This is a genomic window from Pseudomonas sp. RA_15y_Pfl1_P11 (genome assembly GCF_963970975.1).
In the GTDB taxonomy this organism is placed as follows: domain Bacteria; phylum Pseudomonadota; class Gammaproteobacteria; order Pseudomonadales; family Pseudomonadaceae; genus Aquipseudomonas; species Aquipseudomonas tritici.
Window position 1 is genome coordinate 21,563 of the sequence record NZ_CAXAOY010000005.1, and the last position, 21,244, is coordinate 42,806.

Annotated in this window: 20 protein-coding genes and 2 pseudogenes; 12 read left to right on the forward strand and 10 right to left on the reverse strand. The window is 60.5% G+C overall.

The annotated features are described in order from the left end of the window. The first annotated feature begins 74 nt into the window (after positions 1-74). Positions 75-1,094: a transporter gene (locus tag AACY44_RS07545; protein WP_339417072.1), complete on the forward strand. Its 1,020-nt coding sequence runs from the start codon at positions 75-77 to the stop codon at positions 1,092-1,094. A gap of 226 nt (positions 1,095-1,320) precedes the next feature. Further along, a pseudogene (locus AACY44_RS07550) lies at positions 1,321-2,938 on the forward strand (inorganic phosphate transporter). A gap of 62 nt (positions 2,939-3,000) precedes the next feature. Here the strand turns inward: AACY44_RS07550 and AACY44_RS07555 are convergent. Genes AACY44_RS07555 through AACY44_RS07565 form a run of 3 tightly spaced genes read right to left on the reverse strand, consistent with a single transcriptional unit; the run spans position 3,001 to position 5,666 of the window. After that, positions 3,001-3,975 (reverse strand): 5-oxoprolinase subunit C family protein, encoded by a 975-nt coding sequence (locus tag AACY44_RS07555; RefSeq protein WP_339530002.1) that lies wholly within the window; start codon positions 3,973-3,975, stop codon positions 3,001-3,003. Continuing rightward, complete coding sequence (locus AACY44_RS07560) at positions 3,972-4,850, reverse strand: 5-oxoprolinase subunit B family protein (protein WP_339417075.1); 879 nt, start codon at positions 4,848-4,850, stop codon at positions 3,972-3,974. The genes AACY44_RS07555 and AACY44_RS07560 overlap by 4 nt, the downstream gene beginning before the upstream one ends. 57 nt (positions 4,851-4,907) lie before the next feature. Next, positions 4,908-5,666 (reverse strand): 5-oxoprolinase subunit PxpA, encoded by a 759-nt coding sequence (locus AACY44_RS07565; RefSeq protein ID WP_339417076.1) that lies wholly within the window; start codon positions 5,664-5,666, stop codon positions 4,908-4,910. A 121-nt stretch (positions 5,667-5,787) separates the two neighbouring features. Between AACY44_RS07565 and AACY44_RS07570 the strand changes: the two genes are divergently transcribed. Beyond that, complete coding sequence (locus AACY44_RS07570) at positions 5,788-6,705, forward strand: LysR family transcriptional regulator (protein ID WP_339417077.1); 918 nt, start codon at positions 5,788-5,790, stop codon at positions 6,703-6,705. Positions 6,706-6,738: 33 nt separating this feature from the next. Here the strand turns inward: AACY44_RS07570 and AACY44_RS07575 are convergent, their stop codons facing one another. Further along, positions 6,739-7,200 (reverse strand): multidrug/biocide efflux PACE transporter, encoded by a 462-nt coding sequence (locus AACY44_RS07575; RefSeq protein WP_339417078.1) that lies wholly within the window; start codon positions 7,198-7,200, stop codon positions 6,739-6,741. Between the two features lie 89 nt (positions 7,201-7,289). Between AACY44_RS07575 and AACY44_RS07580 the strand changes: the two genes are divergently transcribed. Continuing rightward, positions 7,290-8,144 (forward strand): LysR family transcriptional regulator, encoded by an 855-nt coding sequence (locus AACY44_RS07580; RefSeq protein ID WP_339417079.1) that lies wholly within the window; start codon positions 7,290-7,292, stop codon positions 8,142-8,144. 349 nt (positions 8,145-8,493) lie between these two features. After that, the gene (locus AACY44_RS07585; RefSeq protein ID WP_339428520.1) at positions 8,494-8,988 is read left to right on the forward strand and encodes a GNAT family N-acetyltransferase; all 495 of its coding nucleotides are present in this window, start codon (positions 8,494-8,496) and stop codon (positions 8,986-8,988) included. A gap of 65 nt (positions 8,989-9,053) precedes the next feature. On the opposite strand, the gene AACY44_RS07590 is transcribed toward AACY44_RS07585, so the two are convergent. Then, positions 9,054-9,536 (reverse strand): GyrI-like domain-containing protein, encoded by a 483-nt coding sequence (locus AACY44_RS07590; protein ID WP_339417081.1) that lies wholly within the window; start codon positions 9,534-9,536, stop codon positions 9,054-9,056. Positions 9,537-9,732: 196 nt separating this feature from the next. Here AACY44_RS07590 and alaC point away from each other — a divergent pair, with 196 nt between their 5' ends. Beyond that, a complete protein-coding gene (alaC, locus tag AACY44_RS07595; protein WP_339417082.1) occupies positions 9,733-10,944 on the forward strand; it encodes an alanine transaminase in 1,212 nt (403 codons plus the stop codon). Between the two features lie 160 nt (positions 10,945-11,104). Here the strand turns inward: alaC and AACY44_RS07600 are convergent, their stop codons facing one another. Beyond that, positions 11,105-12,457 (reverse strand): GntP family permease, encoded by a 1,353-nt coding sequence (locus AACY44_RS07600; RefSeq protein WP_339417083.1) that lies wholly within the window; start codon positions 12,455-12,457, stop codon positions 11,105-11,107. A gap of 83 nt (positions 12,458-12,540) precedes the next feature. Further along, the gene (locus AACY44_RS07605; protein ID WP_339455856.1) at positions 12,541-13,074 is read right to left on the reverse strand and encodes a gluconokinase; all 534 of its coding nucleotides are present in this window, start codon (positions 13,072-13,074) and stop codon (positions 12,541-12,543) included. Between the two features lie 213 nt (positions 13,075-13,287). Between AACY44_RS07605 and AACY44_RS07610 the strand changes: the two genes are divergently transcribed. The 5 genes from AACY44_RS07610 (at position 13,288) to AACY44_RS07630 (ending at position 18,081) form a co-directional block, all read left to right on the forward strand. Next, positions 13,288-14,319: a LacI family DNA-binding transcriptional regulator gene (locus AACY44_RS07610; protein WP_339417329.1), complete on the forward strand. Its 1,032-nt coding sequence runs from the start codon at positions 13,288-13,290 to the stop codon at positions 14,317-14,319. Between the two features lie 189 nt (positions 14,320-14,508). Next, positions 14,509-15,141 carry a glutathione S-transferase family protein gene (locus AACY44_RS07615; RefSeq protein WP_339427465.1) on the forward strand — a complete coding sequence of 211 codons (633 nt, stop codon included), beginning with the start codon at positions 14,509-14,511 and terminating at the stop codon, positions 15,139-15,141. 15 nt (positions 15,142-15,156) lie between these two features. Continuing rightward, positions 15,157-15,909, forward strand: a complete 753-nt coding sequence (locus AACY44_RS07620; protein ID WP_339417086.1) for an NAD-dependent epimerase/dehydratase family protein — start codon at positions 15,157-15,159, stop codon at positions 15,907-15,909. A 126-nt stretch (positions 15,910-16,035) separates the two neighbouring features. Continuing rightward, positions 16,036-17,451, forward strand: coding sequence for an MFS transporter (locus AACY44_RS07625; protein WP_339417087.1), 1,416 nt, complete (start codon positions 16,036-16,038; stop codon positions 17,449-17,451). A gap of 132 nt (positions 17,452-17,583) precedes the next feature. Continuing rightward, on the forward strand, positions 17,584-18,081 hold the full coding sequence (locus AACY44_RS07630; protein ID WP_339417088.1) for a hypothetical protein: 498 nt from the start codon (positions 17,584-17,586) through the stop codon (positions 18,079-18,081). Between the two features lie 71 nt (positions 18,082-18,152). Here AACY44_RS07630 and AACY44_RS27675 read toward each other — a convergent pair whose 3' ends face one another. The 3 genes and pseudogenes from AACY44_RS27675 to AACY44_RS07640 form a co-directional block, all read right to left on the reverse strand. Continuing rightward, positions 18,153-18,722, reverse strand: a complete 570-nt coding sequence (locus AACY44_RS27675) for a methyl-accepting chemotaxis protein (protein ID WP_445261928.1) — start codon at positions 18,720-18,722, stop codon at positions 18,153-18,155. Continuing rightward, a pseudogene (locus AACY44_RS27680) lies at positions 18,696-19,517 on the reverse strand (PAS domain-containing protein); the annotation flags it as partial. The gene AACY44_RS27675 and the pseudogene AACY44_RS27680, both read right to left, overlap by 27 nt. Before the next feature lie 121 nt (positions 19,518-19,638). Then, positions 19,639-20,508: a LysR family transcriptional regulator gene (locus AACY44_RS07640; protein WP_339417090.1), complete on the reverse strand. Its 870-nt coding sequence runs from the start codon at positions 20,506-20,508 to the stop codon at positions 19,639-19,641. Positions 20,509-20,604: 96 nt separating this feature from the next. Here AACY44_RS07640 and gstA point away from each other — a divergent pair, with 96 nt between their 5' ends. Beyond that, positions 20,605-21,213, forward strand: coding sequence for a glutathione transferase GstA (gene gstA, locus AACY44_RS07645; RefSeq protein WP_339417092.1), 609 nt, complete (start codon positions 20,605-20,607; stop codon positions 21,211-21,213). Positions 21,214-21,244 lie beyond the last annotated feature (31 nt).

Here is a 21,244-nt window from a genome sequence, read left to right on the forward strand (position 1 = left end):
CTGTCATTTCACCTTGCAATGATCGCCCCCGCGACCTGTGAAACGTCCTACAGGCCATTTCTCTGCGAGCCCCCATGAACCACAGCATTGATCACAGCCACCAGGACCCCGATCTGTTTGGCTTGCTCTACGGTTTCCGTTTTCGGCCCGGTGAAAAGGGCGAGCAGATAGATTCGGCCACGGCGCTTCAGGCCCTGCAGCAACCAGCCGACCCGCAAGTGTTTTTGTGGCTGCACCTGAACCTGGCCCACGCGGCGTGCGAACGCTGGATGCAGGCACACCTGGACCTGCCGGAAGAGTTCTTCGAAGCCTTGCATGAAGGCTCGCGCTCCACGCGTATCGAACATGTCGACTCGGCCTTGCTGGCAGTGGTCAACGACGTGGTGTTCAACTTCAGCAGCATGGTCTCGTCGGATATTTCCACGCTCTGGGTCTGCGCCCGCAGCCGTCTGTTGATCAGCGCGCGCCTGCAACCACTGCACTCGGTGGACAAATTACGTTCGTCGGTAAAGGCCGGTGAGAGCTTTCGCTCACCGCTGGCCTTGCTGGTGCACCTGCTGCGCGACCAGGGTGAAGTACTGACGCAGATCGTGCGCAAGACCAGCATCAGCGTCGACCATATCGAAGACCAGTTGCTGTCCTCGCGCTTGTCCACCAACCGCACCGAACTGGGTGCCGCGCGCCGGGTGCTGGTGCGTCTGCAACGCCTGCTGGCGCTGGAGCCGGGCTCGCTACTGCGTCTGCTCAACCGCCCGCCGCAGTGGCTGCAAAAGGAAGACGTGAAGGAACTGCGTAAATCCACCGAAGAGTTTGCGCTGATCATCAACGACCTGATGGCCTTGGGCGAACGCATCAAGCTGCTGCAGGAAGAGATCGCCGCCAACCTCAACGAGCAAAGCAACCGCACGTTGTTCACCCTTACGGTGGTGACGGTGCTGGCATTGCCGATCAACATCATTGCCGGTTTTTTTGGGATGAACGTGGGGGGTGTGCCACTCTCCCAGGATCCGGAGGGGTTTTGGATTCTGGTGGCGTTGGTGGCGACCTTCACGTTAATCGCTGGACGTTGGGCATTCCGCAAATTCTCGAGCTGAAATGAGATCAACCGTGGGAGCTGGCTTGCCTGCGATAGCTATTTGTCAGTGCCCTTTGCAGGGCCTGATACACCGCTATCGCAGGCAAGCCAGCTCCCACATTGGTTTTGCGGTGCTTTATGGACCGGCGGCAAATCCAATTCCCTAAACAATGACCTACCGCAGCATCTCTGTAATACTTTGCAATGACTATGCACGACATCCTCCCTACACAGGATGCTCCGGCATGGCCATCCCCTCCCTGACTGCCTCAACCCACGCTTCACCCGCAGCCCCAAAACCCCGGCTAGACAAGAAACCCAGCCTGGTCACGGTGATCATGTTCGTCGCCGTGCTCGCCATGGGCCTGTTGTTTACCGCCTACAGCCTGTATGCATGACATGCGCGAAATGGGCGCGCAACTCACCACTTGGACACCGTTCCTGCTGTTGGGCGTGGCGCTGTTGATTGCCCTGGGTTTCGAGTTCGTCAACGGCTTCCACGACACCGCCAACGCGGTGGCGACGGTGATCTACACCCACTCGCTGCCGCCGTATTTTGCGGTGGTGTGGTCGGGCTTTTTCAACTTCCTCGGCGTGCTGCTCTCCAGCGGTGCGGTGGCGTTTGGCATCATTGCGCTGCTGCCGGTGGAGCTTATTTTGCAGGTGGGTTCATCTGCCGGTTTTGCGATGATCTTCGCGCTGTTGATCGCCGCGATCCTGTGGAACCTCGGCACTTGGTGGCTGGGTTTGCCGGCGTCGTCTTCCCACACTCTGATTGGCTCGATCATCGGCGTTGGCGTGGCGAATGCTTTGATGCACGGGCGCGACGGTACCAGCGGTGTGGACTGGAGCCAGGCGATCAAGATCGGTTACGCCTTGCTGCTCTCGCCGCTGATCGGCTTTGCGTTTGCCGCGATGTTGCTGCTGGCCTTGCGCGCCTTCGTCAAGAACCGCGCACTGTACAAGGCGCCGAAAGGCGACGCGCCACCGCCGTGGTGGATCCGCGGCATGCTGATCGCCACCTGCACTGGCGTCTCCTTCGCCCACGGTTCCAACGATGGGCAGAAAGGCATGGGCCTGATCATGCTGATTCTGGTCGGCACGCTGCCGATGGCCTACGCGCTGAACCGCGCGATGCCCGCCGAGCAGTCGTTGCAGTTCGCGGCCGTGGCTGAAGTCACCCAGGTCGCCCTGCTAAAAAGCGCGCCGCAAGCACTGACAGGCGACCCGCGTCCGATCCTCTCGACCTACGTGCGCACCAAGGAAGCCACGCCGGAACTGGTGCCCGCCCTCGCCGCGCTCGCCGGACAGATCGGGGACGAAGTCAAAGGCTACGGTTCCCTGGCCAAAGTGCCCGCCGAAGCCGTCGGCAACGTACGTAACGACATGTACCTGACCAGCGAAACCATTCGCCTGATGGACAAGGGCAAGGTCGGCCATTTCGACGCCGACACCCAGGGCAAGCTGCAACTGTTCAAGCAACAGATCGACAGCTCCACACGCTTCATTCCGCTGTGGGTGAAAATCGCCGTGGCCATCGCCCTGGGCCTGGGCACCATGGTGGGCTGGAAGCGCATCGTGGTGACAGTCGGCGAGAAGATCGGCAAGACGCACCTGACGTATGCCCAAGGTGCCTCGGCCGAGATGGTGGCGATGCTGACCATCGGCGCGGCGGACATGTACGGGTTGCCGGTGTCGACCACGCATGTGCTGTCGTCGGGTGTGGCGGGGACCATGGTGGCGAATGGCGGTGGGTTGCAGAGGCGGACTATCCGTCATTTGCTGATGGCGTGGGTGCTCACATTGCCAGCGGCCATTCTTCTTTCAGGTAGCCTTTACTGGCTGTTCACTAAACTCTTCTGACACAACTCAGGACAAAATGTGGGAGCGGGCTTGCTCGCTCCCACATTTGGTTGTGTATTTCTTCAGTGATTGAAGAGTCCAGCCATCGCGTTGAGCCGTTTCTTGTACACCCGCCGCGCCTCCAATGCTTCCTCCAGCGTCACCGCCACAAACCCGGCCCGCTGGTTCGGCTGCATCTGCCCGATCAAGTCCAGATCGGCACTGATCACCGTGCCAATCATTGCGTACCCACCGCCCGACACCGCGTCCCGATGCAACACGATCGGCTCCAACCCGGCCGGCACCTGGATCGAACCAATCGGGTAGCAACTGTCAACGATATTCGAAGGATCGGAGCCCGCGCCAAACGGCTGCTCCCTTGGCTGAAAGCTCAGTGCACTGCCGCCTTTGAAGCGATAGCCGATGCGGTCGGCTTCGGAACCCACCGTCCAGGGCTCGGCAAAAAAACTGCGTTTGGCCGCATCCGTGAGGCGCTCGTAATACAGCCCTGGCACCACACGCAGGGTCACATCACCGCCCACCGAACGGCGTAACGCCATCGGCAAACTGTTGCCCGCACGGCCCGTACCGCTGGCCTCACCGATGGGCAATTCATCGCCTTCCTGCAAGCGCCGACCGTGAAACCCACCGAGTGCGCCGAGGGTGTAGGTCGAACGACTGCCGAGCACCCTCGGCACATCAATACCACCGGCCACCGCGAGATAGGTCCGCGCGCCGGCCTTGGGAAATTCAAAGCGTAAAACCTGCCCGACGCGCACCTGGAACGCGGTGTCCTGGTGCACCACTTCACCGTCCAGGCGCGGCGACATCAAGGCACCGCTGAGTGCCACCAACGCGTCCTGTTGAAACGCCAGTTCGGGGCCTATCAGCGTGCATTCCAACCCCGCCGCGCCGACCGGATTACCCACCAGGTGATTGGCCGTACTCAACGCATATTGGTCCAACGCGCCCGACGGCGGGATGCCCAAGTGGTAATAACCTTCGCGGCCAAGGTCTTGCACGGAGGTGGCGAGGCCGGGTTTGAGGACCTTGATCATGCCAGCGCCTCCTGCAGGGATTTCGGATAACCAATGGGGTCGGCGAGAAAGGCGTCGAGGGAAAACTCCACCGAGCGGATACGCAGGTCGAAACGTCCTGCGTCCACTTCGGCCACCGCTAGGTCGTAGGCGTCACGGTCCATCGGTTTGAATTGCACGATATCGCCGGGACGGAAGAACACCATGTGTTCCTTGAGGTACGCCAATTGCTGCGCCGGGTCGTAGATCGGCGCCGGGGTCACGCCGAACATCTGGTAACCACCGGCACCGCGTACCGAATAGATGCAACCAAAGCAGCCGCCGTGGCCGAGGGTGAGTTTCGGCGTGTCGGTGCGCGGGCGCAGGTACTTGGGCACCTGCAACTGCCGCTCGCGCTCGACCATCTGGAACATGAACGGCAAGCCCGCGACAAAGCCGACCATCGACACAAACCACGGCGCACCACTGTGGGCGGCGATAAACGCATCCACATCGGCCAGGCCATTGATGCGCGCCGCGTATTCAAGGTCGGTGCCGCTGGGGTCTTGATGGCGGTCGCGAAAGCGCATCAGGGTTTCATGGGTCCAGGGGTCGTTGTAGAGCACTGGAATTTCAATGATGCGCGTGTGCAGGGTGCGTTCGGCCACGGCCTGGGATTCGGCGGTTTGCACCGCATCGAGCAGTGCATGGGGCGCGATGCGGTCGGGGTCGAAGCGAATCTGGAACGATGCATTGGCCAGGCACACGTCCAGCACGCCCTCCAGCGCCAGGCGTTCCACCGCACGCGTCACGGCCATGCCTTTGAAAAAGGCCTCCAGGGACATGCTCTCGCTGACCTCGGCAAACAGGTGTTCATCACCGCCGAAGCTGTAGCGGATGGGAGACGTTTCAGCCATGTCTGTTCCTCTTGGAATCATTGTAGAAAGGCAGGCGAAAAAAATAATGTTTCGATCTTATTGGGGTGTTGTGACGGTGATGCCCGCTCGGTCCAGGGCTTCGCGGGTCGCTTCCACCAGTTCAAGCGCGCCGGGCGTGTCGCTGTGCAGGCAGATGGAATCGAATTCGATAAACAAGTCTTCGCCTTCAACGGTGCGCACCAGACCGGTCTGACACGCACGCAGGACTCGCGCCGCCACCGTCGCAGGATCCAGCGCCCGCACATTGCGCGTAAACACGATGGAGCCCGTCAGATCGTACTCACGGTCGGCATAAAACTCGCGCACCACCGGCTGCCCGAGTTCCTGGGCGACGCGCCAGATCACCGAGTTGGGCATGCAGTACAGCAGCAATGTCGGCTCGATGATTTGCAGGTTTTGCACCAGCAGCCGCGCGGCTTCTTCGTCGCGGGCGAGGTGCATATACAGCGCGCCATGGGGCTTGATGTGTTGCAGGATCATACCTTGGGCACGTGCAATTTCACGCAGCGCGCCGAGCTGATAGAGCATGTCGTCCACCAGTTCCTGCGCCGGGGCGTTGATGTGGCGCCGGCCGAAGCCGACCAAATCACGAAAGCCAGGGTGCGCACCGATAGCGACGCCCAGTTGCTTGGCACGCTCGACGGTACGGCGCATGGTGCCGGGGTCACCGGCATGAAAGCCGGTAGCGATATTGGCCGAGCTGATATAAGCCATCAGCTCCGCGTCGACGCCGTCGCCAATGGTCCAGGGGCCGAAGCCTTCGCCCATGTCTGAGTTGAAATCCACTGCCTGCATCAGGGTCGCTCCGCCAAAAGGTGATGCTGGAAAGTAGGCTGCAGCTTGACCCCTTGGGAAGATCTATTATCAGATGGCCCATCTTCTGAAAATCAGATAGCCCTACGTTTTGGAGAGGCAGATGTCCCTGACCTTGCGCCAAGTCCGCTATTTCGTCGCCACGGCTGAGATTGGCCAGATTTCCCAGGCGGCGATTCACCTGAATATCTCCCAATCGGCAGTGACCACGGCGATCAAGGAATTGGAGGCCATGCTGGGTGTGCAACTGTTCGTACGCTCGGCCCAGGGCATGAACCTGACCGACGCCGGCCGGCACTTTCTCAACCGCGCCTATGTGATTGTGCGCAGTGTCGATGATGCGTTGAACAGCCCGTTGCCCGACTACCGCGCCAGTGGCGTGTTGCGCCTGGCGGCCAGCTACACGGTGCTCGGCTACTTCCTGCCCCACCACTTGCAACGCATGGAACACTGGCACCCGGACGTGACCATCGAGGTCTTTGAGCAGGAGCGCCAAGCCATCGAACAAGGTTTGCTCGACGGCCAGTTCGACATGGCGGTGGTGCTCACCGCCAACCTCACCCACCCGGATATCGTCTCGGAAATCCTGTTCAATTCGGAACGCCGCCTGTGGCTGCCCAGCCATCACCCCCTGTGCGAACGCGGCGCCGTGAGCCTGGCGGATGTGGCCCAGGAGCCCTACATCCTGCTCACCGTCGACGAGGCCGAGCACAGCGCCATGCGCTACTGGGAGCAGGCCGGGCAAGCGCCAGAGGTGCGGCTGCGCACCAGTTCGGTGGAGGCAGTGCGCAGCATGGTTGCCAATGGCAGTGGTGTGGCGATCCTGTCAGACCTGGTGCACAGGCCTTGGTCATTGGAAGGCAAACGCATCGAAACCCTGACCGTCACCGACCCGGTAACGCCCATGAGCGTCGGCCTGGCTTGGCACCGTGAGCGTGCGTTTACCCCGGCGATGCAGGCGGTGCGCGATTACTTCCACGACGCGTTCCTGGCGCCGCAGCAGTTGTCGGCGCGACGCTAGAGCCGGGCTTGCAAGGTGGCGGCAGCAACTGGATCACCGGTCAGCGCATTGAGGCTTCGGGGGGGATGTTTCTTTAAGCCCCAGGCGCTTCTCGCGCAGCACGTCATAGCCCCAGTGATACACATAGGTGTACGGCAGGAAAAACAGCAGTACACCTATGTCGAGGATGAACGCCTGGATCAGACTGATGTTCAGCCACGCCGCGATCAGCGGCACGCACACCAGAATCAGCCCGCCTTCAAACAGCAACGCATGCAACACCCGCGTCCACGGCGTGTTGGCCAGTTGCAGGCGCACCTTGAGGCGGTCGAACAGGCCGTTGAAGATCACGTTCCAGGTCAGCGCGATCAGGCTGATCGCCAGGGTGACCATGCCCATTTCCAGGGCGGGCTTGTCCATGATCCACGCCAGCAATGGGGTGCAGATCAACAATGCCAATCCCTCAAAACCGATGGCTTGGCAAACACGTTCAGTAACCGACTTGGTAGGGCTCATAACCTGGGCTCCGTGAGTGACGAGGGTTGCCATGATCACTCTCTGACTCGATACTTCATAACCAATAACCATCGATCAAGGCGATAGTAATGGCCTCCCATGAAGTGCTGCAGGCGTTTGTGCAGGCCGCCACCCAGGGCTCGTTTTCCGCAGCGGCGCGCAAGCTGGGCAAGAGCCAGTCCACCGTCAGCGCGGCAGTGGCGAGCCTGGAGATTGACCTGAATGTGGTGCTGTTTGACCGCACTAGCCGCAAGCCGACGCTGACGCCGGCCGGCCATGTGTTGCTGCAACGCGCCGAGCAGGTGCTGGAGGCCAGCAGTCGTTTGGAGCTGGCAGCGAGCCAGTTGGCCCAGGGTTTGGAGCCGAAACTGACCATCGCCATGTCCGATACTTACCAGTCCGATCGCTTCGAGGTCGCGCTCAGCGCCTTTGAGCAGCGTTACCCGGACCTTGAACTGGAATGCCTGATCGCTGAGTGCGAGGATTTGGTTGCCTTGGTACAAAGTGGCCGCGCGCACCTCGCTTTTATTGAAAAACAGGATAACTACCCGCCCGACCTCACCGGCGCGCCGGTAGCAGAAAGCACGGAAATCTCACTGTTCGTCGCGGCCAGACACCCACTGGCCAACCTGAAAAACATCCCCGCCGACACGCTGCGCCAGCATCGCGAACTGCGCCTGGCCAGCATCATCAACCCGACTGAAACCCGCCCCAGCGGCCGCGTGTGGTCGGCGCCGAGTTACTTGATGTTGATGGAAATGGCGCAACTGGGCTTCGGCTGGGCACCGCTGCCGCGCTGGTTGGTCGAGCGTTTTGATGGCGGCCAATTGGTCGAGCTCAAAGCACGCAGTTGGCCGCGCTCGGTGGCGGTGGATGCGCTGTGGTCGCGGCAGCACCCGCCGGGGCCGGCGGGGAGTTGGTTGTTGGGCAAGATGCTTGAGTGATCCCGGCCAGACAATGAAGATCAAAGCGGGCTTGCTCGCGAGAGCGGGGGGGTGAGTCAACTTATGTGTGGCTGGAAACATCGCGTTCGCGAGCAAGCCTGCGCTCACATTTTGATCACCTACCGTGCGCTCGATCCCGCATGCCTTCGGTGACCAGCGTCACCAACCGATCCAGGCTCTGACCCCCTCTGTCATGAAACCTCTTGAGTCTTATGAGTGTTGTGTTCAGAGATTCAATGGGCGCACGGGACTCACTATAGTTCGCGTCGCTCAAGGTTTCCGGTCGACCCGACAGACGCCAAACCCGCTAGAATCACGCCTCTTTGTAGGATTTCGGATGCGCCCCCCCATGGAAACCCGCCTCGTCTCCTATGAGACGCTGAGCCTTGTACAGAAACAGCAACTCGACACCCTGCAAGTGCATCCCGAGCAACTGGCGTATTCCGGTGATATCTACTGTGCGCTGAACAGCCTGCTGGTCAATCCCAATCCCGACGCGATCAAAGGCTTCGCCCTGCTCGCCGACGACCAGCCCGTGGCCTTCCTGTTGCTCAAACGCCCACCTTGCCTGCCCCATTGGGCCGATGAACACAGCGCGACGCTGCATGCATTGCAGGTGGACCGGCACCAGCAAGGGCGCGGATTCGGCAAGGCATGTTTGCAGGCGTTGCCGGCGGCGGCATTGCAAGCGTGGCCACAGATCAAGGGCTTGGCGTTGTCGGTGGACGCGGAAAATGTGCCGGCGATGCGACTGTATCTGGCGGCTGGATGGGTGGACAGTGGGGAGGCGTACAAGGGGCGGATTGGGTATGAGCGCCGGTTGAGGTGGGCATTTAATCCTTAGCGGAATGTCACGTAAACAGGACGTTCGCACGTGCATGTCCTGTTTACGTGGCATGGGCAGCAGTTTCAGCCTCTTTCGCCGACCGGCAACCAGATCTCCACCGTGCCGGTGCCTTTGCGCCCATCAAAATCCGCACTGTAGCGCTCGAAATCCGCGCCTATCACCTTATAGCCCGAAGATGGCAGCCATTCGAACATGATGCGCTCGTAGGTTTGCTCAAGCGCCTGCACCGGCCCGTAATGCGGGAACACGGCATAGTTGAGCGGCGGAATTTCGATAGACTCGAAATTGCCCGGCACTTCGGCTTTGCTCGGGACTTCAACACCGGCCATGTAATCGAATTCGCCGTGATGGGAGTTATGGCAAACGCCATACGTCACCCCGCCAACGCGCTGCTTGATGTCCTTGATGCAGGTATCAAACAACTCCCACAGTTTGGGGATATCACCCACGGTGGCCTTTGAATAACGCCCTTGTACACCGGCAATCACCAGAGCCTTGCCCGCTTCCATGCGCGGTTCTAACGGTTGTTTTGTCTGCTGATCCATACGAACAGTCTCCTTCTTATGAGGGAACAAACCCGCATCGAGTATAGGGGCATATCCGTATTGGACTCCATGCAGAAAATTTTCCTACGCATCTGGACAACTGGCCATCACCGACCGTATTGTCTGCTCCGCAGGCCACCGCAGTGGCCGACGTCGCTCGGACGGTTCCGGGCGCTTACGTACCCTCGAGGCAACAATGGCTGACCAAGGTTTGCCGCGCCGCTTTGCGCGCATAGATCGACTCCCCCCTTACGTGTTCAATATCACTGCCGAGCTGAAGATGGCTGCGCGTCGGCGCGGCGAAGACATCATCGACTTGAGCATGGGTAACCCTGACGGCCCGACCCCACCGCATATCGTGGAGAAAATGGTCACCGTCGCCCAGCGTGAAGACACCCACGGCTACTCCACCTCCAAAGGCATTCCGCGCCTACGCCGGGCGATTTCGCGCTGGTACAAAGACCGCTATGAAGTGGACATCAACCCGGAAACCGAGGCCATCGTGACCATCGGTTCCAAGGAAGGCCTGGCGCACTTGATGCTGGCCACCCTGGACCAGGGCGACACTGTTTTGGTGCCGAACCCGAGCTACCCGATCCACATCTACGGTGCCGTGATTGCCGGCGCCCAGGTCCGCTCGGTGCCGCTGATTCCTGGCGTGGACTTCTTCGCTGAACTGGAACGGGCGATTCGCGGTTCGATCCCCAAACCGAAGATGATGATCCTGGGCTTCCCGTCCAACCCCACTGCGCAGTGCGTGGAGTTGGATTTCTTCGAGCGTGTGATTGCGCTGGCCAAGCAGTACGACGTGCTGGTGGTGCACGACCTGGCCTACGCCGACATCGTTTACGACGGCTGGAAAGCCCCGTCGATCATGCAGGTGCCGGGCGCCAAGGACATTGCGGTGGAGTTTTTCACCCTGTCCAAGAGCTACAACATGGCCGGCTGGCGCATCGGTTTCATGGTGGGTAACCCGGAACTGGTCAACGCCCTGGCGCGGATCAAGAGTTATCACGACTACGGCACTTTCACTCCGCTGCAAGTGGCGGCGATTGCGGCGCTGGAAGGCGATCAGCAGTGCGTGAAGGACATTGCCGAGCAGTATCGCCAGCGGCGTAACGTGCTGGTCAAGGGCCTGCATGAGCTGGGCTGGATGGTCGAGAATCCAAAGGCGTCGATGTACGTCTGGGCGAAAATCCCCGAAGCGTATGCTGCCATGGGCTCGCTGGAGTTTGCCAAGAAACTGCTGCTGGAAGCCAAGGTGTGTGTGTCGCCGGGGATTGGGTTTGGCGAGTATGGCGATGATCATGTGCGCTTTGCGCTGATCGAGAACCAGGACCGGATTCGCCAGGCTGTGCGGGGGATTCGCGGGATGTTCCGGGCGGATGGCCTGGTCACCAAGCCCTGACCCGACTCACCTGTTGGGATGTGATTAAAACTGTGGGAGCGGGCTTGCTCGCGAAAGCGCAATGTCAGTCAATGGAGTTGGCGACTGATCCACCGCATTCGCGAGCAAGCCCGCTCCCACATTTGCATCGGGTTTTCACCCAAGCTTCAGGGTGTGTACGTCACACCACCAACGACAACAGCATGATAAAGATCAACGCCACGATCGACAGAATCGTCTCCATCGCCGTCCACGTCTTGAACGTCTCAGCCACGGTCATGTTGAAGTACTGCTTCACCAGCCAGAACCCCGCATCGTTGACGTGAGACAGGATCAACGAACCCGCCCCTGTCGCCAACACCAGCAGCTCACGGTTAACCCCTGGAATCATGCCTACCACCGGCACCACAATGCCCGCGCCAGTAATGGTCGCCACGGTGGCCGAGCCCGTCGCGACGCGAATCACCGCCGCCACCAGCCACGCCAGCAGGATCGGGTTGATCTGCGCGTTCACCGCCATATGGCCGATCACGTCGCCCACACCGCTGGTCACCAGCATCTGCTTGAAGCCACCACCGGCACCGATGATCAGAATGATCGCGGCGGTCGGCGCAAGGCTGGCGTCGAGCAACTTGAGGATTTGCTTGGAGTGAATGCCCTGGCGATGGCCGAAGGTATACAGCGACAGCAGCAACGCCAGCAGCAGCGCAGTGATCGGGTGACCGATCATGTCCATCCAGTTGCGCACCACGTTGCCTTCGGCAAACGCAATGTCGGCAAAGGTTTTGAGCAGCATCAGGAACACCGGCAGCAGCACGGTGACCAGGGTGATGCCAAAGCTCGGCAACGACTTGTTATCGGTATCGCGGGCCAGTTGGTCGACCAGTTCCTGGGACGGGTTGCCCGGGATGTACTTGGCGATAAACGTACCGAAGATCGGGCCGGCGATGATGGCAGTCGGCAGTGCGACGATCAGGCCGTACAGGATGGTCTTGCCGATGTCCGCGCCAAACACGCCGATGGCCAGCAGCGGGCCCGGGTGCGGTGGCACCAGGCCGTGTACGGCCGACAGGCCGGCCAGCAGCGGGATGCCGATCTTGATAAGCGACACGCCGGTGCGTCGCGCGACGATGAATACCAGCGGGATCAGCAAGACAAAACCGATCTCGAAGAACAGCGGGATACCCACCAGGAACGCGGCAAACATCATCGCCCACTGGACCTTGTCCTTGCCAAAGGCGCGGATCAGGGTCTGGGCGATCTGATCGGCGCCGCCGGATTCGGCCATCATCTTGCCGAGCATGGTGCCCAGCGCGAGGATGATGCCGACAAAGCCGAGCACCCCGCCGAAACCGTCCTGGAACGCCTTGATGATCTTGTCCACGGGCATGCCCGAGGTCAGGCCGAGGAAGCCGGCCGCGATGATCAGTGCAATGAACGGGTGCACCTTGAACTTGGTGATCAGAACGATCAACCCGATGATAGTGACCACTGCGTCTAGCAGCAGGTAGGACTCGTGGGACATGCCAAACATGGGGGGTCTCTCCTGTTTGTTGTTGTTATTAAAGCGGGTGTTGAATCTTTCGCCGGGGATAGCGCTATCTTTCCGGCAAAAAATTATCGGGTTGGTTCAAAGCCGTGTTGCAGCCACCAGGTGTTGGTCTGCTCGGCCAGTTCCTCGATGCTGTCTTCGCTGGCGTTGAGGGCCAGGGTCAGCGGTTCGCCTATCGGCGATTCGAGGGTAGCGAACTGGCTGTCGATCAGGCTGGCCGGCATGAAATGGCCGGGGCGATGCGACACGCGGTCGGCGGCCACTTCGCGGGTCAGCTCCAAAAAGACAAACCCCAGGCCCGGCGCGGCTTCGCGCAGGTGGTCGCGGTATTTTTTCTTGAGTGAGGAGCAGGTGAGCACCGGGTGCTCGCCTGCCTTGAGCGAACGGCGCAGTTCATCGCACAGGATGTCGAGCCAGCCGGCGCGGTCGTCGTCGTTGAGGGGGTGGCCGGCGCTCATCTTTTCGATATTCGCGGCGGGGTGAAAGCTGTCGCCTTCAATGGCAGTGGCGCCGTTCAGCCGGCACAGGGCCTCGCTGACGCTGGTCTTGCCACAGCCGGCAACACCCATGATAACCAGGGCGGTAACAGGTTGACTCATGAAACACCTCAGGACGCAGATAGCGCTACCTTTGCACGCTGTAAGGCTAGTGCAAAAACAGGCTTTTCCCGCGCCGTCTTGTCTTTTTTTATGGAGTGACGCGTGCATCCGCTCCAATCATTCGAACGGGATCAGGCAACCCAACGTTCAAGCATTTGCAGCCGTTTGGAGACAGCGCTACCTTAGTGCCTCGATTTTTGTTTGGCAAGCCGCCTGATGACCTCTAAGAACGATAAAAAATTGCGCACTACGGGTCGCCCGACCCTTAACGAAGTCGCCCGCCTGGCCGGCGTCAGCCCGATTACCGCGTCGCGCGCCCTGCGTGGCATCAGCACCGTCGCCACCGAGTTGGTGGAAAAAGTGCAGCGGGCCGCCGCCGAACTCAACTACGTGGTCAACCCCGCCGCCCGCGCCCTGGCCTCGGCCCAGAGCCATTCGGTGGTGGTGTTGGTGCCGTCGCTGTCCAACCTGCTGTTCATCGAAACCCTCGAAGCCATCCACCAGGTGCTGCGGCCCAAGGGCTTTGAAGTGTTGATCGGTAACTTCCACTATTCGCGTGATGAAGAAGAAAACCTGCTGCGCAACTACATGGCCTACCAGCCACGTGGATTGCTACTCACCGGGTTCGATCGCACCGAAAGCGCCCGACGGATGGTCGAGGCCAGCAACGTGCCCTGCGTGTACATGATGGACCTGGACCCGAATGCCGGCGTGAACTGCGTGGGTTTCTCGCAGCTGGCGGCGGGTGAAACGGCGGCAGCGCATTTGCTGTCCCGTGGGTACAAACGATTGGCGTATATCGGCGCGCAACTGGACCAACGCACCTTGCTGCGTGGCGAAGGTTTCCGCCGGGCGCTGCAACAGGCCGGCCTGTATGACCCGGCGCTGGAATTGCTGACACCGCGGCCCTCTTCGGTCGGTTTGGGTGGCGAGCTGTTTTTGCAACTGTTGGCCGCCCATCCGGATGTGGATGCGATCTTCTTTGGCAACGACGACCTGGCCCAAGGCGCGCTGCTGGAAGCCATGCGCCATGGCATCAAGGTGCCGGAGCGCGTCGCGGTGCTGGGTTTCAACGACCTGCCCGCCTCGTCCTATATGGTGCCGCGCCTGAGCAGCATCAGCACGCCGCGTGAAGCGATTGGCCGGCGTTCGGCGGAGCATTTGCTGACGATCATGGCGGGTAACAAGATCGCCAAGCCGGTGGTGGATATGGGGTTTGAATTGCAGGTGCGGGAGAGTACCTGACCTGTAATGCAGCACACCCTCCACTGTGGCTTGCCTGCGATGGCGGTAGGTCAGCTGACACTTCATTGCCTGGCACACCGCTATCGCAGGCAAGCCAGCTCCCACATTTTTTACCGTGCCCGCGTTGAAATATCGCCGTAGCTTCCTGCCCCTGCTAGATTGGCTGCTCTCCATCGCAAGGGAAGCACCATGGGACACTCACTGAAAATCCTCGGCCGCACGTCCTCCATCAACGTGCGCAAAGTGCTATGGACCTGCCAGGAACTGGGCATCGACTACCAGCGCGAAGACTGGGGCATCGGCTTCAAACCCACTCAGTCCGCTGAATTCCTCGCCTTGAACCCCAACGCTCAAATACCCGTACTGATCGACGACCACGGCGTGCTGTGGGAGTCCAATACCATCTGCCGCTACCTCGTGAACCTCTACCAACGGCATGACCTGCTGCCCGCCGAACCTGCGCCGCGGGCCCGGGTCGAGCAATGGATAGACTGGCAAGCCATCGAACTCAACCGCGCCTGGGGCGATGCGTTCACGGCCTTGGTGCGTAATAACCCGGATGGTCTGGACGCCGCGCAGATCGCCGCTGCTGTGCAGGTCTGGAACGACAAGATGGGCATTCTGGAACAACAGCTCGTTCGCACAAACGCTTACGTGGCCGGTGATGAATTCACCCTCGCCGACATCCTGATCGGGCTGTCGGTGCACCGCTGGCAGATGACGCCTATGGCACGCCCGCCCTACCCGGCTATTGCCGCGTACTATCAGCGGCTGAGCCAGCACAAAGGCTTCCAGACTTTCGCACTTGACGGCCATAACTAAAATAAGGACTCCACCGTGAAAGGCCTCAACGTACTGCTCACTGGCGCCTGCGGCAGAATCGGCAAGACGTTTTTCGAAGCCTCGAAAGACCGCTACCGTTTCACCCTCACGGACCGTATCGCGCCGAATTTCGACCTGGCCGAGCACCGTTTTGTGCACGCCGACCTCAGCGACCCATCCAGCCTGGTCGCCCTGCTCGACGGCATCGAGGTTATCGTGCACCTGTCAGGTATTCCGCACGCCAGCGCCTCATTCGACGAATTGCTGCCCAACAATATCCTCGCCACCACCTACCTGTTCGAAGCCGCCGTGGCCGCCGGGGTAAAACGCCTGGTGTTCGCCAGCAGCGCCCAGACCATCGAAGGCTACCCGGTAGACCGCCAGATCACGCCTGGCATGCAGGTCATGCCCGCCAACCTGTATGGCGTGAGCAAATGCTATGGCGAAGCGCTGTGTGGTTACTACGCAGCCAAAACGCCACTTTCGACGATCGCCCTGCGCATCGGCGCCTTTGAATTCCCCGAAACCCACGACCTGAACAACGCCCGCGACCTCAGCGCCTGGCTCAGCCCGCGTGATGCGGTGCAGTTGCTGCAGCGTTCGGTAGAGGCTGAAGGCGTGAAGCACCTGATCGCCCATGGCATATCCAATAACCGCTTCAAGCGCTTGGACCTGAGCGAAACCACACGCGTGCTGGGTTACCAACCGGTGGACGACGCCTTCCAGACGTTTGAAATACCCATAGCCTACGGAGGCTCTGCGCCATAAACCTTTAAATATGAAGTTTTGGCGCAATAAATCGGTGAATATGCAGCCAAACATGCACAACTTCACAAGCACCGATTTCCGTTAGCCCGCTAAGATTCCAGGTCACTGCCCCTGGAATCTCCTCCCATGTCCACACTCACCGCCTCTGCCGCCGACGGCATCGACCCCCTCCGTGCAGCCCATATCAGCGCGCGCATCGACCGCCTGCCCGCCGTTGCGACGGTCTGGCGCCTGGTGGCACTGCTGTCGATTGGCGGCTTTTTCGAGCTGTATGACCTGTTCCAGACCGCCTATATCAGCCCCGGCTTGATCAGCGACGGGATTTTCCATACCGGCAGCGCGGGCGTATTCGGTTTCTCCGACCAAGCCGCGTTCGCCTCGGTAACCTTCCTTGGCCTGTTCCTCGGCGCCAGCCTGCTCAGCCCCATCGCCGACCGCTACGGTCGGCGGGCGATCTTCACCTTTGCGCTGATCTGGTACACCGTCGCCACCGTGTTAATGGGTATCCAGACCTCCGCCGTGGGCATCATCTGCATGCGTTTTCTGGTGGGGATTGGCCTGGGCATTGAGCTGGTGACCATCGACGCCTACCTCTCGGAACTGGTGCCCAAGCGCATGCGCAGCTCGGCGTTTGCCTTCGCGTTTTCTATCCAATTTCTGTCAGTGCCGGCCGTGGCATTGATGTCGTGGTGGCTGGTGCCGCAAGCGCCGTTCGGCGTGTCCGGCTGGCGCTGGGTGGTACTGTCGAGCGCGGTGTTTGCGTTGTTTATCTGGCAACTTCGCAAACGCCTGCCGGAATCACCCCGCTGGCTCGCGCAAAAGGGCCGCTTCGAAGAAGCCGGTGCGATCATGGATAACCTGGAGGCGCGCTGTCAGAAAGATCACGGCAAACCGCTGGAGGAGCCCGAGCCGCAAGCCGTCAGCGTTCAGGGCAGTGGCCGTTTTGCCGATATCTGGCAACCGCCGTACCGTCGCCGCGCGTTGATGCTGATTGTGTTTCATGTGTTTCAGGCCATCGGCTTTTTCGGCTTTGGCAATTGGTTGCCGGCGCTGCTTTCGGGCCAGGGCGTCAGCGTGACCCACAGCTTGCTCTACGCTTTTATCATCACACTCGCCTACCCGCTGGGGCCGTTGCTGTTTGTGAAAGTGGCCAACCGCTTTGAAAACAAATGGCAGATCGTCGGCTCAGCCATGGGCGCGGTGATCTTCGGCAGCCTGTTCGCGCTGCAAACCACGGCGGTGGGGCTGGTGATCTGCGGGGTGATGATCACGTTCTGCAATGCCTGGCTGAGCTTCAGCTATCACTCGTACCAGAGCGAGCTGTTCCCCACCAACATCCGCGCGCGGGCGGTGGGGTTCTGTTATTCGTTCAGCCGCTTGTCCACGGTATTCAGCAGCCTGTTGATCGGTTTTATCCTTGAACACCTGGGCACGCCAGGGGTGTTGGCGTTTATTGCCAGCAGCATGTTGATCGTGATGATCACCATCAGTTGGTTCGGGCCGCGTACGCGTAACTTGGCATTGGAAAATATCGCCCATTGACGGCAACGGTTGGCCGCCTGCGGGACACTACTTGCCGCGGCGGCGACATCATCCCCAATAAAACCGGGCGCTTCGCACCCGGCACGCTATTTGCTCCAGCTGTGGCACCGAACACTCCACAGGTGACCGATCATGCTGGTTAACAACAACACCCAAGCCGTGTCGACCGTTCAACAGATCAAACGGCCTGATATGGACCCTGCCAACGCCGCTGCCAGCGCGCTGTACAGCGGTGCCCTGCAGGCGACGCAGCAAAGCGTGACCATGCCGGCCGCGCAAAAGGAACTGGACAAGGCCACCGACCGTATCGACGAGGCCTTCGCCAAGACCCGCGTGCAACTGCAGGCCTCCGCTTCGGCCTCCGATGTGCCGGCGACCAGCGCTACCTCCGGCGCGCGGGCGGATTTTACCGACTACATGAGCAAGACGCCGGCCGAGCGTATCCGTGAGCAATTGCTCAAGGAACAGGGTTTGACCGAGGCGGATGTGCAGAACATGTCGCAGGAAAAGCAGGACGCTATTTCCAAGCAAGTGGCTGACCGTTTGAAGCAGCAACAAGAGCAGCAGATAGCGGCGAAGACGGCTGAGCCTCAGGCGCAAACCGTGAAAGAAACCTTGGCCGCGATCTAATCTTGTTCGACCTGTAATGAGCGGGCTTGTCGAGTCGTCGCACCGCCCGCTCACTACAAGCCTGCTCAGTGTTACTGAAGTTGTAGGGTCGAGTTGAACTGCCCGATCGCATCCACCACATGCCGTGACCCTTCCTGAATCTCCAGGATCACCTGCCCCGCTTCATTTGCCAGCTCAACCCCGAGCCCCGTGCGGCTCAAGCTCGATTGCATGCTCGACACCGCGCTCAGCGACAGGTCGTGGTTCTTGCGCACCACACCCACTATCTCCACCGTCGCTTGGCTGGTGCGCGCCGCGAGGCTGCGCACTTCGTCGGCCACCACTGCAAAGCCGCGCCCTTGCTCACCGGCCCGCGCTGCTTCAATCGCAGCGTTCAGCGCGAGCATATTGGTTTGCTCGGCAATGCCGCTGATGGTCTGGACGATGGCGCCGATGATGTCCGACTGCTTGTTGACCGCATCAATGCTCTCGGCGGCCTGGTTCAAGTCGCGGGAAATCTGTTCGATGATCTGCACGGTTTGCTGCACCACCTCCGAGCCCTTGCGCGCGCAGGCATCGTTTTGCACCGAGGTGGCGTGGGCCGAGTCGGCAGCGGTGCGCAGGGTGGTGACTTGGTCGGTGATGTCGCTGGCGAACTTCACCACTTTGTACAAGCGGCCATTGGGGTCGAAGATCGGGTTGTAGGAGGCTTCCAGGAACAGGGTCTTGCCGTATTTGTTTTTGCGCTCGAAGCGGTGTGAATGGTATTCACCGCGATTGAGGGAAGCCCAGAATGCAGTGTAGGCCGGCGACTCCACTTCGTTGCGGTGGCAGAACATGCTGTGGTGCTGGCCGACGATTTCATCCAGGGAATACTGCACGGTCTTCAGGAAGTTTTCGTTGGCATTGAGAATCTGGCCCTGAGGCGTGAACTCGATCACTGCCATGGAACGGCCGATGGCGTCGATCAGGCTCTGGTTTTCATGTTCGTGGTGAACCCGCGCAGAAATATCCGACGCGACTTTGATCACGCTCTGCACCTGATTGTCCTTGTCCAGCACCGGCATGTAGCTGGCTTCCAGCCACACCTCCTGGCCGTGCTTGTTCAAGCGCATGAAGGTGCCACTCAGCGCCTCGCCCCGCGCCAAGTCGCGCCATAGCTTGGCGTAACCGTCGGTGTGGGTGTAGGCCTCATCGCAAAAGAGGCGATGATGCTTGCCGCGAATCTCCTCGGCGCTGTAGCCCATGGTTTTGCAGAAGTTGTCGTTGGCGTCGAGGATCACGCCACTGGCGTCGAACTCGATCATGGCCATGGAGCGGCTGATGGCCGCGAGTTTGGCGTTGGTTTCGGTAAGTGCGCAGGAAAAGCGTTGGATTTCAAGCAGGTCGGATTTGTGATGGCGGTTGAACATGGTCAGATCACCCTGGATTCCCGGCGCACGGAAGGCGCGTTCCATTCATATGTTGGGTAGTGCTGGTACACCTTCATGGGGAATAACCATCCAAATCGCTTTATCTGCCAAGCGTCATCAACGGTTATGGGTGAGCATAGACAGGGCTAGGCACTATGCAAGGCCACTAATCAGCCAGCATTTCTAATAAAGCGCGGGCAGCGGCTGAAGGGTCACGGGTGGGCGAGCCGACCAAGGCAAACTCACGGTGCAGCGGCACCGTCAGCGGCATCACGCGCAAGCCTTTGCGCTGGGCCGGCAGAGCCATTTCCGGCACCAGCGTAACGCCCACGCCCTCGCGCACCAGGCTGAACGCGCTGTTCCATTCGCGCACTTCCACGCGGATATCGCGCAGCGTCAGCCCCGCTGCGGCGCCCAGGCTGCGCGCATTCGCGGTACACCCACCGGTGGCGAGCACGAACGGCTGCTCAAGTAACGCCTCAAGCGACACACTGGCATCGGCCGGGCGTTGCGCCAGCGCATGGGCCACCGGTAGCACGGCCATCCAGAAGTCCCGGCCCAGTACCGTGGCATTGCGCTCGGGCTTGGGGTTGAGCACGACACCCAGGTCGATCAACTCCGCGTCGAGCAAGGTGAGCACTTCATTGTCGGTGACATCCAGGGTGGTCACCTCGATCCCCGGATAAAGCTGGGCAAAGCGCTGCAACAACGGCGTCAGGAACCTGGCCAGCACCATGGGAAAACTGGCGATACGAATCGTCCCGCGCAGCATTGGGCGGGCTTCATCCACGGTGCTGCGAATGGTCTGCAAGGCTTTGAGCATCACCCGCGCCTGTTCGATCACACTCAAGCCCAGGGCGGTGGGCAAGGTCTTGCGTGGTGCACGGGTAAACAGCTGCGCGCCCAGGGTCGCCTCCATGCCGGCCATGGCCTGGCTGGCGGCGGATTGAGTCATACCGACGCGCTCGGCGGCGGCAGTGATGCTGCCGTGATCGGCCACGGCCACCAGCAGGCGCCAGTGCATCAGGTTCATCATGGCATTCGCTGTCCTTATGGCAGGGGTCTGAAGGTTTAATTTTACGCACGGTGCCATGCCCGCGAGACTGGCGCAAATTCAACGGAGCTGTTCAAGATGAAACTGTATTTCTTCCCCCACGCCTGCTCCCTCGCACCGCATATCGTGCTGCGCGAACTGGCGTTGCCGTTCGACCTGGTGCGGGTCGATAACCAGGCCAAGACCACCGCCGACGGCGAAGACTTCCTGCAGATCAACCCCAAGGGCTACGTTGCAGCGCTGAAACTGGACAACGGCCAGGTGCTGACCGAAGCCAGCGCGATCCTGCAGTATCTGGCTGACCTGAAACCCACAGCAAATCTAGCGCCGGCCAATGGCCGCTGGGAGCGTGTGCGTTTGCAGGAATGGCTGAATTTTATCGCCACCGAAGTACATGGTGGGTTGGCGGTGTTCTTCAATGATGCGATTCAGGGCGAGGTGCGAGCCATGTTCCAGGCGACGCTGTTCAAGCGTTTTGCGGTGCTGGTGCAGACGCTGGAACGCCAGGATTACTTGCTGGGTTCGCAGTTCTCAGTCGCGGATGCGTACCTGTTCGTGGTGCTGCGCTGGGCGGCCTTTCACGCGATTGATCTGAGCGAGTGGCCGGCGCTGGCGGCATTTGAGCAGCGGGTCGGTGAGCGGCCAGCAGTGATTGCCTCGCTGGCCGCCGAATCCCCCGAAAGCTGAGTTCATTCAAAAACGGGTCTCAGTGACCGAA

Bases quoted from the DNA above. Each gene is read 5' to 3' on its own strand.
- AACY44_RS07545 (WP_339417072.1), top strand. From the start codon at position 75: ATGAACCACAGCATTGATCACAGCCACCAGGACCCCGATCTGTTTGGC.
- AACY44_RS07555 (WP_339530002.1), bottom strand. From the start codon at position 3,975: ATGATCAAGGTCCTCAAACCCGGCCTCGCCACCTCCGTGCAAGACCTT.
- AACY44_RS07560 (WP_339417075.1), bottom strand. From the start codon at position 4,850: ATGGCTGAAACGTCTCCCATCCGCTACAGCTTCGGCGGTGATGAACAC.
- AACY44_RS07565 (WP_339417076.1), bottom strand. From the start codon at position 5,666: ATGCAGGCAGTGGATTTCAACTCAGACATGGGCGAAGGCTTCGGCCCC.
- AACY44_RS07570 (WP_339417077.1), top strand. From the start codon at position 5,788: ATGTCCCTGACCTTGCGCCAAGTCCGCTATTTCGTCGCCACGGCTGAG.
- AACY44_RS07575 (WP_339417078.1), bottom strand. From the start codon at position 7,200: ATGAGCCCTACCAAGTCGGTTACTGAACGTGTTTGCCAAGCCATCGGT.
- AACY44_RS07580 (WP_339417079.1), top strand. From the start codon at position 7,290: ATGGCCTCCCATGAAGTGCTGCAGGCGTTTGTGCAGGCCGCCACCCAG.
- AACY44_RS07585 (WP_339428520.1), top strand. From the start codon at position 8,494: ATGGAAACCCGCCTCGTCTCCTATGAGACGCTGAGCCTTGTACAGAAA.
- AACY44_RS07590 (WP_339417081.1), bottom strand. From the start codon at position 9,536: ATGGATCAGCAGACAAAACAACCGTTAGAACCGCGCATGGAAGCGGGC.
- alaC (WP_339417082.1), top strand. From the start codon at position 9,733: ATGGCTGACCAAGGTTTGCCGCGCCGCTTTGCGCGCATAGATCGACTC.
- AACY44_RS07600 (WP_339417083.1), bottom strand. From the start codon at position 12,457: ATGTTTGGCATGTCCCACGAGTCCTACCTGCTGCTAGACGCAGTGGTC.
- AACY44_RS07605 (WP_339455856.1), bottom strand. From the start codon at position 13,074: ATGAGTCAACCTGTTACCGCCCTGGTTATCATGGGTGTTGCCGGCTGT.
- AACY44_RS07615 (WP_339427465.1), top strand. From the start codon at position 14,509: ATGGGACACTCACTGAAAATCCTCGGCCGCACGTCCTCCATCAACGTG.
- AACY44_RS07625 (WP_339417087.1), top strand. From the start codon at position 16,036: ATGTCCACACTCACCGCCTCTGCCGCCGACGGCATCGACCCCCTCCGT.
- AACY44_RS07630 (WP_339417088.1), top strand. From the start codon at position 17,584: ATGCTGGTTAACAACAACACCCAAGCCGTGTCGACCGTTCAACAGATC.
- AACY44_RS07640 (WP_339417090.1), bottom strand. From the start codon at position 20,508: ATGATGAACCTGATGCACTGGCGCCTGCTGGTGGCCGTGGCCGATCAC.
- gstA (WP_339417092.1), top strand. From the start codon at position 20,605: ATGAAACTGTATTTCTTCCCCCACGCCTGCTCCCTCGCACCGCATATC.